At 35.3% G+C, this 13,306-nt stretch carries 14 protein-coding genes; 10 read left to right on the forward strand and 4 right to left on the reverse strand.

Going from position 1 to position 13,306, the window contains the following annotated elements:
* Window positions 1-4: 4 nt before the first annotated feature.
* Entirely contained in the window at window positions 5-2,284 is a 2,280-nt protein-coding gene (locus AAC601_RS14125; protein ID WP_340153632.1) for a transglycosylase domain-containing protein, read from the reverse strand.
* 42 nt (window positions 2,285-2,326) lie between these two features.
* Window positions 2,327-4,939, reverse strand: a complete 2,613-nt coding sequence (locus tag AAC601_RS14130) for a tetratricopeptide repeat protein (protein ID WP_340153633.1) — start codon at window positions 4,937-4,939, stop codon at window positions 2,327-2,329.
* Between the two features lie 104 nt (window positions 4,940-5,043).
* Between AAC601_RS14130 and AAC601_RS14135 the strand changes: the two genes are divergently transcribed.
* The 10 genes from AAC601_RS14135 to atpG all read left to right on the forward strand — a co-directional run bounded on the left by AAC601_RS14135 (window position 5,044) and on the right by atpG (window position 12,077).
* A complete protein-coding gene (locus AAC601_RS14135) occupies window positions 5,044-5,895 on the forward strand; it encodes a M23 family metallopeptidase (RefSeq protein WP_340153634.1) in 852 nt (283 codons plus the stop codon).
* Window positions 5,896-5,918: 23 nt separating this feature from the next.
* The gene (locus tag AAC601_RS14140) at window positions 5,919-6,359 is read left to right on the forward strand and encodes a polymer-forming cytoskeletal protein (protein WP_303271487.1); all 441 of its coding nucleotides are present in this window, start codon (window positions 5,919-5,921) and stop codon (window positions 6,357-6,359) included.
* Complete coding sequence (locus AAC601_RS14145; RefSeq protein ID WP_303271488.1) at window positions 6,337-6,549, forward strand: AtpZ/AtpI family protein; 213 nt, start codon at window positions 6,337-6,339, stop codon at window positions 6,547-6,549. Before AAC601_RS14140 ends, AAC601_RS14145 begins: the two co-directional genes overlap by 23 nt.
* A gap of 4 nt (window positions 6,550-6,553) precedes the next feature.
* Complete coding sequence (locus tag AAC601_RS14150) at window positions 6,554-6,943, forward strand: DUF6168 family protein (RefSeq protein WP_340153635.1); 390 nt, start codon at window positions 6,554-6,556, stop codon at window positions 6,941-6,943.
* A gap of 111 nt (window positions 6,944-7,054) precedes the next feature.
* The gene (gene atpB / locus AAC601_RS14155) at window positions 7,055-8,122 is read left to right on the forward strand and encodes a F0F1 ATP synthase subunit A (RefSeq protein WP_303271490.1); all 1,068 of its coding nucleotides are present in this window, start codon (window positions 7,055-7,057) and stop codon (window positions 8,120-8,122) included.
* 38 nt (window positions 8,123-8,160) lie between these two features.
* Window positions 8,161-8,349 (forward strand): ATP synthase F0 subunit C, encoded by a 189-nt coding sequence (atpE, locus tag AAC601_RS14160; protein WP_085516136.1) that lies wholly within the window; start codon window positions 8,161-8,163, stop codon window positions 8,347-8,349.
* An 82-nt stretch (window positions 8,350-8,431) separates the two neighbouring features.
* Window positions 8,432-8,932 (forward strand): F0F1 ATP synthase subunit B, encoded by a 501-nt coding sequence (locus tag AAC601_RS14165; protein WP_303271491.1) that lies wholly within the window; start codon window positions 8,432-8,434, stop codon window positions 8,930-8,932.
* A gap of 9 nt (window positions 8,933-8,941) precedes the next feature.
* Window positions 8,942-9,499, forward strand: coding sequence for an ATP synthase F1 subunit delta (gene atpH, locus AAC601_RS14170; protein WP_340153636.1), 558 nt, complete (start codon window positions 8,942-8,944; stop codon window positions 9,497-9,499).
* A gap of 29 nt (window positions 9,500-9,528) precedes the next feature.
* Window positions 9,529-11,103 carry a F0F1 ATP synthase subunit alpha gene (atpA, locus tag AAC601_RS14175; RefSeq protein WP_303271493.1) on the forward strand — a complete coding sequence of 525 codons (1,575 nt, stop codon included), beginning with the start codon at window positions 9,529-9,531 and terminating at the stop codon, window positions 11,101-11,103.
* Window positions 11,104-11,195: 92 nt separating this feature from the next.
* Window positions 11,196-12,077: an ATP synthase F1 subunit gamma gene (gene atpG, locus AAC601_RS14180; protein WP_303271494.1), complete on the forward strand. Its 882-nt coding sequence runs from the start codon at window positions 11,196-11,198 to the stop codon at window positions 12,075-12,077.
* Between the two features lie 53 nt (window positions 12,078-12,130).
* Here the strand turns inward: atpG and AAC601_RS14185 are convergent, their stop codons facing one another.
* The gene (locus tag AAC601_RS14185) at window positions 12,131-12,601 is read right to left on the reverse strand and encodes a CBS domain-containing protein (protein ID WP_303271495.1); all 471 of its coding nucleotides are present in this window, start codon (window positions 12,599-12,601) and stop codon (window positions 12,131-12,133) included.
* Window positions 12,602-12,673: 72 nt separating this feature from the next.
* Window positions 12,674-13,279, reverse strand: coding sequence for a class I SAM-dependent methyltransferase (locus tag AAC601_RS14190; RefSeq protein ID WP_340153637.1), 606 nt, complete (start codon window positions 13,277-13,279; stop codon window positions 12,674-12,676).
* Window positions 13,280-13,306: the final 27 nt, after the last annotated feature.

A 13,306-nucleotide genomic window follows, 5' to 3' on the forward strand; every position in this document is an offset into this window, starting at 1 on the left:
TTTTTTATTGTATGCCATCAACATCCAATTTTTGAATTTGTTCAGTGGAATCGGTTACATTGTTTTGTTGCATCATATATTGCTCACAATCCAATTCTATGGACAGAGTAGATGGTTTTTTAAATTCTCCTTTACTTACTGCTAACTCCGCATCTTCGTAAACTTTCTTCATAAATTTCTCCCAGATTGGCATTGCCATTCTTGCTCCTTGCCCCAAACCAATATTTCGGAAATGTATACTTCTATCGTCTCCCCCAACCCACGCGCCAGCAGCGATGTCCTTGGTTACACCAACAAACCAACCATCTGAATAATTTTGAGTGGTCCCAGTTTTTGCTCCTATTTCATTTTCTTCTCTTAATTCCCTATCCAAGCCTAAAGCAGTGCCTCCTGAAATTTCGGTGGATCCTTTCAACATATGAAGCATGGCATAGGCAGTTTCAGAACTTAATGCCTCTCCAGTTTTAGGGACAAATTGCTTTAATATCTTTCCGTTTTTATCCTCAATCCTTTCAATGTAAAATGGTTTAGTATAAAAGCCTTCGTTCACAAAAGTACTGTAAGCACCAATTAACTCATAAATTGATACATCCGAAGTGCCTAAACACAATGAAGGAACTGCATCTAAAGGACTTTCTATACCAAGTCTTTGAGCATAGTTGACCACAGTTTGAGGACCGATTTTCTTCATAACGTAAGCAGTTCCAGAGTTTAGTGACCGAGCCATAGCTTGCCTTAAGGTCATGGTTTCTCCTGAAAACTTCCCATCTGAGTTAGAAGGGGTCCAAGTTGGTGGATCTCCTGGGACTTCAAATGTAACTGGCACATCTTCTATTTGGTAACAAGGAGAATATCCGTTATCAATTGCAGCTGCATAAACAAGTGGCTTAAATGTGGATCCAGGTTGTCTTCTTCCTTGTTTTACATGGTCATATTTAAAATACTTATAGTTAATGCCCCCTACCCAAGCCTTGATGTGACCATTATTAGGGTTCATGGCCATAAATCCAGCGTGTAGGAATTGCTTGAAATAACGAATTGAATCCATTGTGCTCAGTACTGTATCAATTTCACCCTCCCAACTAAAAACCTTCATAGACCTGGGTTCCTTTAGCTTTTGAAATATTTTCTTTTCATCATTTCCAAACTCATCTTTCCAATATTTATAGGCTTGTGTTTTTCTAGCTTCATTTTCAACAAAGTCTTTTATTACTCTTCCGGATTCATCTCTCCAAGGCGCTTTCCCTTCCCAATGTTCATCGAAAAGCTCCTGTTGGAACTTCATGTGTTCTTCAACAGCCTCCTCAGCATACTTTTGCATCCTACTGTCGATGGTCGTATAGATTCTTAAACCATCTTCATAGAGATCGTAGCCATTAGCTTTGCTCCAGGCCAAAAGATCCCATAAAATAACTCCTCTGAAGTATGTAGCAAGTCCATCATTATGATTTTCAACGTCATAATCTAATTCTATCGGTTTGCTTGATAATGAATCATAAGCGGTGTCATCTATATAGTTATATTTTCTCATTTGATTCATTACAGTATTTCTCCTTTGAAATGCATTTTCAGGCTGGTAAACCGGGCTGTACAAATTCGGATTTTTGCATAGACCAACTAAAACAGCTGCTTCAGGAATCGTTAGTTGGTCAGGAGTAGTATTAAAAAATGTTTTGGAAGCTGTTTTTATCCCAAATGCATTACTTCCGAATTCAAATGTATTGAGGTACATTGCGATAATCTCCTTCTTGGTATAGGATCTTTCTAATTCTACAGCAACTATCCATTCTTTCATTTTGGCTATTACTAAACCTAGAACAGGAACATTATTTAAACTTCCATTTGATAAATCGCTTCGTGTCCTAAATAATATTTTGGCCAATTGTTGTGAAATTGTACTTCCCCCACCAGCACTTTTATCAAACATTAGAATAGATTTGAAGAATACTCGTCCCAAACCTCTAAGATCAATACCTGAATGCTCAGTAAAGCGTATGTCCTCTGTGGCGATTAGTGCATTTACAACATTAGGAGAAAGTTCATCAAAAGTCACTTGACTTCTGTTATACCTATAATATTTCCCCATTTCCTTATTATCAGCAAAGTATAAGATGGAAGACAAATCACTTTTAGGGTTTTCAAGGGATTTTAAGCCAGGTAGTTCCCCATACCAGCCGTTAAGATTAATGCTGATACTGTAAATAAATAAGGCAAAACCAATGATGGAAATAATAAAAATAGCCCACATTGCCGCTACAGCTTTAAATATCTTTGATTTTTTCATATTAGTTGAACTCATAAATTTGCAGTCAAATCTAAAAAATGCCTATGGTGTTACTTGGTAATTTGTATTGAAAAATTCAGTATAACTGTCCGCCACTTTTGCTTGATAGAAGATTTGAAAATTATCTTTTGAGATTACAAAATTACTAAAATTTAGGCTTTTGAAATTTTTTAAGGGTGATAAATCACTATTAAATTTCTTAAAAAATGCTTCTGCAATCTCTTTTCCCTCAAATTCGCTCAATAGTATCATTGAATAGTCGTCATTAAAAACAAGATTTCCAGATTTTAATTCTTGTTCAGGGAAGAATTTATTTCCGAAATCCTCTATTTCCTGCGGAAGTACACCAGCCAACGCTTTATTTTTTTCATACAGAACAACGAAGTAGTGGGCCTGCTCAAAAAATGGGACGTATTTGATTTGTTCATTTTGTTGCCTTTTCTTATCAAGGTTGTCAATTGCAGCTAAAAGGCTTTTAGAAAAGCTGTATAATTCACTTTCTGGATAATTCTCCATAAAGCTTTGCAACTTGAACTTATAAGGATTTTTACCGTCCGTAATTCCGGTAATAAGAGCCTCTAAAAGTTTTAAATTGTCTTCATAATCATTTTCAGGATAGTTGTTTAAACCCTCATTGATTTCTTTGATGGCTCCCTGATAATTTTCATTTTGATAAAGACGATAGGCCTTTTCGTAGATCACTTTCACTTTGGCACTTGCCAAATTACTTTCTTCCTGATAATTAGGGTTTTCTATAAGTTTGGCGAAAATTGTGTTGGGAAAACTCTTGAGTAGTTCGTTAGCAAATGTTTGAGCTTTTACCTCTTCTTTATCTTCATAATAGATATATAATAAGTAAAGAATTTCAGCTCGGTACTCTGTCTTTGGGAAGCGGCTTAAGAGTGTTTCATAAGTGTCTATGGCATCTTTCTTCTCTTGTAAATCAAAATTGTAGATATTTCCCAATTTATAATAAGCTATTTCCATTTCGTTTAATAGCTTTTCTTGTTGCTCTTTTTCAAATGGAATCGAATTAAAGAATTTTTCTCTTTCTTGAGCTATCAAATCCTCTTCAGATAAATCTTCTTCCCTATCAGCTACAGATTCTTTGGGGGCACTTTCCTGCTCTTCCGACCTACTCTCGTCAAAAACTTGTGTTCTTTTCATTCTCCAATCATCTTGTAATGATCGATTTCCCCAAATTCTTTTAAAAGTATTTCTCCCTTGAGCTACTGTTGCTTGATCATAAAAATAAAATCCACCACCTGGTGCTGTATTGGTTTGGATATTTGGACCTTGTTCAAATGCAGTCGTCTTATTGTTAGCAGCCTGATTTCTTTCAGCCCTTTCACGTTTTCTTTTTTCTTCTTTTTCTTTTTCGATTCTTTCATTCCTTTGTGCCAAAAATATTTTATTAATTGCACTGCTGTCCATTTGGGCAAGACTTACTAATGAATCGTTTTCTTGAATTGTATTTATCTGCTTAATAAAATCTGAAAGTACCGATTGTCTTGTAGCAACCTGTTGATAAATAGTTTCATCTTCCGGCATGATTTTATAAGCACTATCGTAATATGCCTTAGCCAAGGGGTATTTTTTAAGTTCATCGAAATACAGCAAGCCCAATTTGTGGTAGGAGAAAGATTTTTGTCGTTGATTATCAACACTATTTTCGATCGATGATTTATAAAATGGGATAGCTTCTTCAATATTTCCCTGTTTTAGTTCAAACTCACCCATCTCGTAGTAAATCTTGTCTTTAAAGTCCACATTTTTACCATCTTTCAGTAACTGTTCAAAATACTTTCTGATCTTTTTAATATCCTCACCTTTCGACAGCTCTGTTACTTGTGCCATGTTTAATCTAGCGTAAAATGATAATTCATAAGGAGGCCTGTTATTGAGAACTTCTCCATAGTTATCATAAGCAACGGCATCTAATTTTGATTTTTGGTAAAGTTGCCCCAAGATAAAATGCATTTTAGCTTTTTCAGGACCTTTGGACATTAATTTTATGGCAGCGCTTAAGTACTTAATAACATTATTAGGATCATTTAAGATTTGATAATAATGAGCAGCATTTAGATACAATTTTCTCTTATTCGCTTTAGATAATTTTTGTCTATTTAAGTAGTCAATAACTGCTAAAGCATTATTTAATTCACCATATTCTGTAAAGGTTCTAACAAGATAGGTAAGTGCTAAATATTTTGTTTGATCATCTTTACTATTGACATTAACATACTTTAAGGTCTCAATTGATTCTTCATATTCTCGATTTAGCATCCTGGCAATACCTACTAAAATATAGCTATCATCAACCCATTTACTTACTTTATGTCTTTGAATAGCTATTGATGCTTTTTTTATAATATCGTCTACTTTTTCTTGATTCGCATTAACAATATTTGTGTCAATTGGAGCTTTAACTTTTAAAACCCTGTTAAAATTGTTTTGGTGAGCATCCTCTATTTCTAATAATACCTCTTGGAGTTTTTCGTTTGCAATAAAAAATGCATTGTATTTTGCTGTAACATTATGATAACTATATCCGACAAGGCCAGAGTTTTCAGGTGAACAGGCTGCAATCATTAAGAAAAAGCCTAGTAGTAGGTATCGATATTTTTTGATATAGTAACTCACTGTAATTTTCAAACGACTAAAATAAGCGATTCATATAAGAAAAGTATTGAGAGTCGTTGATAATATGTATTTTTGCATTAAATAATAAAAAAACAAAGTTGCGAATAAGAAAGACAATGTCCAATTGGCTTACCACAAGATATCAAATGGTGGTAAGAAACGAAGAAAACTTGGCTGAAGTATCTACCATTAACTTTACTTATGCAAAGGTAGCGGTTATTAGTTTATTATCTTTTATTATAATATTTATTGGGGCATTATATTTATCCCAATCTTTATTGGCACAATGGTTTGATCCAAGACATACTACGATGGAGTATAATCAAAAACTATTGTCCTTGACTATAGAAATGGATTCTCTGAAATCAAGACTGAGAGCTCAAGACCGGTTTATTGGGAATTTACAAACAATTTTACAGGGAGACGTGCCGGATGGAGAGACTTATAGAGAGCCAGATCAAGTGAACACTGATGATCTGAACAAGGATTTTAACCCTCAGAAGATAGATGCAGGAGATTCCATTATTAGACAGGAATTTGAAGAGCAGGACTTTAGTTTAACCAGCTATTCAAGTAATAATTACTCCGATGAATTAAAAGATATTTTCTTTTTTCCACCAATTCAAGGAATAGTAAGTTCACCTTACGACATGAGTATTGACCACTATGGAATTGATATAGTGGCAAAAACAAATGAACCAGTAAAATCTATTGCGGATGGAACCGTTATATTATCATCATGGACTCAAGACGGAGGATATGTGATTGCGGTTCAACATAGAGCAAATTTAATTTCAGTAATCAGGCATAATTCGGCATTATTGAAAAAAGTTGGTAATTTTGTAAATGCTGGCGAAGTAATCTCCATAATTGGCAATTCTGGGGAACTAACTACGGGACCACATGTTCATTTAGAAATATGGTATAATGGAAATCCGGTGGATCCGGAAGAATTTATTACTTTTTAATATAATAGGAAAAGGAAACGGAGATGTTTAATAACAAGCAAGATAAGATACAAATGGCACAAGATATCACAAGTTCAAGCAATACTATCGGTAAAGGAACTACGATAAATGGGGATTTAGAAACCTTTGGAAATATCCGAATTGATGGTAAGGTAATAGGCAATATCAAAACTAAATCAAAATTAGTCTTAGGTAATACTTCTCATATTGAAGGCAATGTATTGTCGCAAAATGCGGAGATTGAAGGGGAAGTTAAAGGAGTTGTAGAAATTACAGAGTTATTGGTTTTAAAACCATCTGCAGTAGTGCATGGTGATATAATCACGAACAAATTAATTGTAGAATCAGGTGCTACTTTTAATGGAGAGTGTAAAATGGGTGTTACCAACAAATCCATTAAAATAGGAGATGAAACTGCTAACGGACAATCAAACCCTAAAATTGAAAAAGCAAAAGCCGTTTAATAATTATTTAAAATTCTCTGGATTAGCTATTCAAATGGCTGTAACAATTTATCTGGGACATCTCCTAGGTGAATACATTGACGAAATTGCTGGAAGTGGATCGGATATTTATACCAAAATAATCACGCTTTTAGCAGTTTTTCTTTCAATTTTTGTTGTAATCCGAGAAGTAATTAGGTCTCAGGAATAAATCAATGTACAAAAGACTTATACTCTTCACATTAATAACAGTAGCAATAGCTGTTTCTGCACTTTTTTTTCAAAAATGGTATATTTCAAATCAGAATGAGTTTTTATCGTACTCATTAGATTCTGTTTATATATTTCACTTCATTGCATTTATTTTTATAGTAGGATCAGTTGAGCTTTTAAGCAAAAAGCTTCCAGATCAGGTGGGTTACTTCTACTTGGCTAGCGTTTTTGTTAAGATCGGCCTCTTCGTACTGGTCTTTAAAGACACTATTTTTTCAGAGACATCCATGGATTTTCTTGAGCGAATATCTATCATAATTCCCTTTTTTATGTTTTTAGTATTTGAGGCGATCTATAGCGGAAGGCTAATGAATGCCAAGGATAATGAGTGAAATTTCAAAGGGTAAAAAACTTAATAAAAAAATTATGTTTATTAAGAAAATGATTACCTTTGCCCCCAAATTAAGGCAATCGTAAAAAGTAGAATGATCAATCCAACTATAATGAGAAACACATTGTTGTTCGCACTATTAATATCGCTAATCAACGTAAATACGTTATTTGCGGTTGCAGGAGGTTCAGAAGATGGTGGACAAATTGACACTAAAGAGGAGATTAACGAATATATTCAGCATCACTTGCAAGATTCTCATGATTTCACTTTTTGGACTAGTGGTAAAACTGGAACGCATTACGGATTTTCTCTTCCGGTAATATTATGGTCTGATGGATTGCATGTTTTTTCTTCCTCTAACTTTGATCACGGTCATGAGGTGGCTGAATCAAATGGGAAACACTTTGCCTTGTTTCATGGGAAAGTTTATGAAACTAATGCGGAGGGAGAAATCAACTTAGATGAAGAGGGTCACGCTACTAATCCAAAGCCTTTGGATATTTCAATCACTAAAAATGTGGTAGGGATGTTGCTAACGTCTTTATTGATGTTCTTAGGATTTATTTCATTAGCTAAGGGATACAATAAAAGATCAATTCCTAAAGGAGTTGGAAGAATTTTGGAGCCTCTAGTGATTTACGTTAGAGATGAAATAGCTAGACCTAACATTGGTTCTAAGTACGAGAAATTCATTCCATATCTACTCACAGTATTTTTCTATATCTGGATTTTAAACTTATTAGGATTAACTCCATTAGGATTTAATGTCACTGGTAATATTGCAGTTACTGTAGGATTAGCTTTGATTACCTTTTTTGTAACACAGTTTAGCGGGAATAAAGATTATTGGAAACATATTTTTTGGATGCCAGGTGTTCCTGTTCTTATGAAGATTATTTTAATGCCTATTGAGGTGTTGGGAATGTTCACTAAGCCATTCGCATTATTAATTCGTTTGTTTGCAAACATTACGGCAGGTCACGTGGTAGTGATGAGCTTAATTGCTCTGATTATTACAATGCGTTCACAATTTGGAATTGTTGCTTCTTCAAGTATTTCATTTGGATTGGCATTTTTTATTACGCTAATAGAATTATTAGTGGCTTTTCTTCAAGCCTACATTTTTACAATGCTGTCAGCATTGTTTATAGGTATGGCAGTAGAGGAGCATCATTAAAAGTGTATTTTTGTTTAATTTAATATAAATCAACTATCATGTACAATTTAATTGGAGCAGGATTAATCGTAATCGGTGCTGGTATCGGACTAGGTCAAATTGGTGGAAAAGCAATGGAAGGTATTGCTAGACAACCTGAGGCTTCTGGAAAAATTCAGACCGCTATGATTATCATCGGTGCATTATTAGAAGGATTAGCATTTGGTGCTTTGATCCTTGCTGGATGATTTAATCCTAAAAAGTAACGCTATTTGTATGCGCTAGGCTGCAAATAGCGTTTTTTAAAACTTAAATTAATCAAATTAAGAGATGGAACAATTAATAAATGACTTTTCTCCGGGCTTGTTTTTCATGCAGCTCTTCATTTTCCTTGTTCTCTTGTTTTTATTGTCAAAGTTTGCTTGGAAGCCAATTTTGAACTCATTAAAAGCTAGAGAAGGCAGTATTGCAGATGCATTACAATCAGCTGAAAATGCAAAAGAAGAAATGGCAAAGTTGCAGGCTGATAATCAAAAACTACTGCAAGAGGCAAGATTAGAGAGAGATAAGCTATTGAAAGAAGCAACGGATATTGCTAATAAAATAAAGGAGGAAGCTAAATCTGATGCAGCAAAGCAAGCTGACAAAATGATTGCGGACGCTAAAAGCTCTATCGAGGTGGAGAAAAATGCTGCTTTGAAAGAAGTAACTACTAAAGTTGCAGAACTTTCATTAAATATAGCCGAAAAGCTTATCCGTAAAAACTTATCTGACGATAAAGCACAAAAGGCTTTAGCGGAAGATTTCATGAAAGATTTAAAACTCAATTAATCTGATCAAATGTCAGAATATAGAATTGCATCCCGTTATTCCAAATCTTTAATTGATCTCGCAGTTGAGAAAAATCAGCTAGAAGAGATTAAGGCGGATATGGAGCTGTTATCTAAGGTCTGTAAGGAAAACAGAGAGTTTATCCTTATGTTAGATAATCCGATTTTGGAGAGCGTGAAAAAGGCTGCTGTTATAAGGGCGGTATTCAAAGATAAGGTACAAGAAATGACATCTTTGTTTTTTGATATTGTTTCAAGAAAACACAGGGAGTCTGTTTTACCTGAAATGGCCAAAGTTTTCAAGCAGCTTTATAATGAGCATAAGGGGATTATTACTGCTGAAGTAAGCACTACATTCAAACTGGATGATAGTTTGCGTTCTGAAGTGATTAAAATAGTAAAAGAGATTTCCGGTAAGGAGGTTGAATTAAGCGAAAAAGTAGATGAATCTTTGATTGGTGGCTTTTTAATCCGCGTGGGTGATAAGCAAATTGATGAATCCATTCAAAGCAAGATGAATGATTTAAGAAGGGAATTAACCCGAAATCAATTAATCAAACAGATTTAAAAAATTAATTAACCTATAATAATAGAATAATGGCAGAGGTTAGACCAGACGAGGTTTCAGCAATATTAAGAGAACAACTTTCAGGCTTCAAAACAGAAGCTCAATTAGAAGAAGTTGGTACCGTCCTTCAAGTTGGTGATGGCGTGGCAAGAATTTATGGCTTAACACAAGCACAATCCGGTGAGTTGTTGGAATTTGAAAACGGCTTACAAGCATTGGTGTTGAACTTGGAAGAAGATAACGTTGGTGCTGTATTGTTCGGTAGCTCTCAAGGAATTAAAGAAGGCGATGCTGTAAAAAGAACAGGAAAAATTGCTTCAATTAAAGTGGGTGATGGCATTGCTGGTAGAGTAGTTGATACTTTGGGGCAGCCAATTGATGGAAAAGGGCCGATCGAAGGTGAACTTTTTGATATGCCTTTAGAGCGTAAAGCTCCAGGTGTAATATTCCGTGAGCCAGTTAGTGAGCCTCTTCAAACGGGTATTAAATCAATTGATGCTATGATTCCTGTTGGTAGGGGTCAGCGGGAGTTGATTATTGGTGACCGTCAGACTGGTAAAACGGCCGTGGCGATTGATGCCATTATTAATCAAAAAGAATTCTATGATGCTGGCAATCCAGTTTATTGTATATACGTAGCTATCGGACAGAAAGCTTCTACAGTAGCTCAAATCGTTGCTGAGTTAGAGAAAGCTGGTGCAATGGCTTATACTACTATTGTTTCAGCTTCTGCAGCTGATCCAGCTCCTTTGCAGTTCTTTGCCCCTTTCGCTGGTGCTGCTATCGGTGAGTACTTCAGAGATACAGGTCGTCCGGGATTGGTTGTTTATGATGATTTATCTAAACAGGCGGTTGCATATCGTGAGGTTTCTTTGCTATTAAGAAGACCTCCAGGACGTGAAGCATATCCAGGAGATGTATTTTACTTACACTCTCGTTTATTGGAAAGAGCTGCAAAAGTTATTAATGACGATACTATTGCTAAAGATATGAATGACTTGCCACCTTCCTTGAAGGATAAAGTAAAAGGTGGAGGTTCTTTAACTGCGCTTCCAATTATTGAAACCCAGGCGGGTGATGTTTCAGCGTATATCCCAACAAACGTAATTTCGATTACAGATGGTCAGATATTCTTAGAAACCAATTTGTTTAATGCTGGTATTAGACCCGCTATTAACGTTGGTATTTCGGTATCTCGTGTAGGTGGTAATGCGCAGATTAAATCAATGAAAAAAGTATCTGGTACCTTGAAGCTAGATCAAGCTCAGTTCCGTGAATTAGAGGCTTTCTCTAAGTTTGGTTCTGATTTGGATCCAGCAACGAAAAGAATCATTGAAAGAGGTAAGCGAAACCAAGAAATCTTGAAGCAAGGACAGTATTCTCCTGTTGCTGTGGAGCAGCAAGTGGCGATTATTATTGCTTCTACAAAAGGATTCTTAGATAGAGTCCCTGTTGATAAGGTTAGAGCTTTCGAAAAGGAGTTTGCCATGATGATGGAAAACCAAGAGAAAGAGACACTTGATGCTTTTAAATCAGGTAAAATTAATGATGATTTGATCGCAGTAGTGAAGAAGGTAGCGGACGATTTATCATCTAAATATTAATATTTTTAAGGAGCTAAGCATAGCTCCTTTACTACGTTTTAAGATTAACTTTTTCCTTTAAATATTAGAGGTTAAAATAGATAAAAGGCTGTATGGCAAATCTGAAGGAAGTAAAAAATAGGATTAGTTCAGTTGTTTCAACACAACAAATAACCAAAGCCATGAAAATGGTGGCTGCAGCGAAGTTGAAGCGTGCGCAGGATAGAATCACGATGATGCGTCCTTATTCCCAAAAACTATCTGCTATTCTACAGAACGTAAGTGGCAGTGGGGAAGATATGAACAATCCTTATGCTAAAGAAAGGACTGTAGAGAAGGTTTTATTGATTTTGGTAACTTCTGATAAAGGTCTTTGCGGAGCTTTTAATAGTACAGTCACACGTAGGGTTAAAAGCTTAATGGAAGGTGAATACAAGTCAATTGCGGAAAATGGTAATTTGCATTTTATGACAATTGGTAAAAAGGCCGCAGACTTTCTAAAGAGAAATAAGCTTCCCAATAATGCTGATTACATTGACCTATTTAATAGATTGAATTTTGAAGATGTCAGTGAAGCAGCACAATTTGTAATGGATGAATTTGAGAAGGGGACTTATGATAAAGTTGAAATCATTTACAATGAGTTCAAAAATGCTGCTACTCAAGTACTGAATCAGGAACAGTTTCTTCCAATTGCTAGAGCAGAAAATGAAGGAGAAGCTGATACAGATCACGCGTATTCATACGAGCCTTCTAGAGATTATATAGAAAAGGAATTAATTCCAACGTCATTAAAGACGCAATTATTTAAAGCGCTTTTAGATTCAAACGCATCAGAGCACGGAGCACGAATGACAGCTATGGACAAGGCGACAGAAAATGCAGGTGAATTGTTGAAAGAATTAAGATTGACTTATAATAGAACTAGACAGGCAGCTATTACAACAGAGATATTAGAAATCACAGCTGGAGCAGAAGCATTAGCTGCTGACTAATTGCAAAGTAGACATATAATGAAGAAAGCCGAAAGATTATTTTTTCGGCTTTTTTAATGCTTCCAGTTGACTTCTTGACTGTCTCGTACTGCCCTCATTATATCGCGTTGGCTTATTTGTCCAACTAATTTCCCCTCTTTTAAAACAGGGAATCTTCTAAACCGCATCCTAAGAAACATATTGGCTGCCTCGAAAATATTCGTGTCGGGATCAATGTGAATAATATTAGTAGCCATATAATCTTTTACTAAGCCAGGTAGTTTTGGTGAATTATTGTATTTGCCTTTAACAATTTCTTTTAGGCAATCACCTTCTGAAATCACACCTATTAGATTGTTTTCCTCGTCTACAACCGGTCCACCAGATATTTTCTTTTTCATCAAAATATCCATGGCTTCGTAAATTGTTTGATGCTGATTGAAAGTGATAAGATTTCTAGCCATGTAATCGGCAACTGAGACGCTTTTTTGTTCTTGTTGCTTCGATTCTTTTTTGATGAATGCTCCTTGATAGCTCTTGACCATGATTGAAAAAATAGTTTAGTGTTGTATAATATACAATTATATTTAATCAAATCAAACTTAAAGCTTTACAAGTCAGGAATTTGATGATTTACTGAAGGTAATAAGCCTGCCTTTTATTTCTAAGTCGTGAAACTCGAGCGAGTCTTGAATCCATTTAAAAGTCTGTTTTTGGTAGAAAAACACATGTGTCAGATCATCTTTATAGTACCAGTTGTCAAAATTGATTTTTTCTTTGTAAAGGTCAGTCATAATAAATAGTTTACCACCAGGCTTCAGCAGAGACTTCAGCTGTTCAAACTCCAAGTACGGTTGATGAAAGTGCTCAGCTACTTCACAGCAAGCTATGTAATTATAGGCTATGTTGAGGACTTCCGGCCTATTGTCAAAAAAGGGATCGTATGTCTCCACATGATATCCGTTTTCTCGCAAAACAGCGGTGATCACAGGACCCGGACCGGCACCAAAATCTAATCCTATGTGTTGTTTGTTAAAATAAGCAATTATCGCTTCCGTAATAGGAGAAACGAATTGACGATAATGAGTATCTCTCACATTATTGTTGTGGGCTTCATAACGATCTAGTTCTCTTGCTTCATTAGGTAGAAATAACTGAGATAAAAATATTCCACCACAATTTGGGCATTTGAAATAATATCTATCATTTGTGATGTGAAACATGGGGCTCAGGGTATTACATAATCTGCA

The sequence above is a fragment of the uncultured Marivirga sp. genome, assembly GCF_963974845.1.
Taxonomy (GTDB): domain Bacteria; phylum Bacteroidota; class Bacteroidia; order Cytophagales; family Cyclobacteriaceae; genus Marivirga; species Marivirga harenae.

Coding starts and splice junctions, on each gene's coding strand:
- atpA (WP_303271493.1), top strand. CDS start 9,529: ATGGCAGAGGTTAGACCAGACGAGGTTTCAGCAATATTAAGAGAACAA.
- atpG (WP_303271494.1), top strand. CDS start 11,196: ATGGCAAATCTGAAGGAAGTAAAAAATAGGATTAGTTCAGTTGTTTCA.
- AAC601_RS14190 (WP_340153637.1), bottom strand. CDS start 13,279: ATGTTTCACATCACAAATGATAGATATTATTTCAAATGCCCAAATTGT.
- atpB (WP_303271490.1), top strand. CDS start 7,055: ATGAGAAACACATTGTTGTTCGCACTATTAATATCGCTAATCAACGTA.
- AAC601_RS14150 (WP_340153635.1), top strand. CDS start 6,554: ATGTACAAAAGACTTATACTCTTCACATTAATAACAGTAGCAATAGCT.
- AAC601_RS14135 (WP_340153634.1), top strand. CDS start 5,044: ATGTCCAATTGGCTTACCACAAGATATCAAATGGTGGTAAGAAACGAA.
- AAC601_RS14185 (WP_303271495.1), bottom strand. CDS start 12,601: ATGGTCAAGAGCTATCAAGGAGCATTCATCAAAAAAGAATCGAAGCAA.
- atpE (WP_085516136.1), top strand. CDS start 8,161: ATGTACAATTTAATTGGAGCAGGATTAATCGTAATCGGTGCTGGTATC.
- AAC601_RS14125 (WP_340153632.1), bottom strand. CDS start 2,284: ATGAAAAAATCAAAGATATTTAAAGCTGTAGCGGCAATGTGGGCTATT.
- atpH (WP_340153636.1), top strand. CDS start 8,942: ATGTCAGAATATAGAATTGCATCCCGTTATTCCAAATCTTTAATTGAT.
- AAC601_RS14140 (WP_303271487.1), top strand. CDS start 5,919: ATGTTTAATAACAAGCAAGATAAGATACAAATGGCACAAGATATCACA.
- AAC601_RS14165 (WP_303271491.1), top strand. CDS start 8,432: ATGGAACAATTAATAAATGACTTTTCTCCGGGCTTGTTTTTCATGCAG.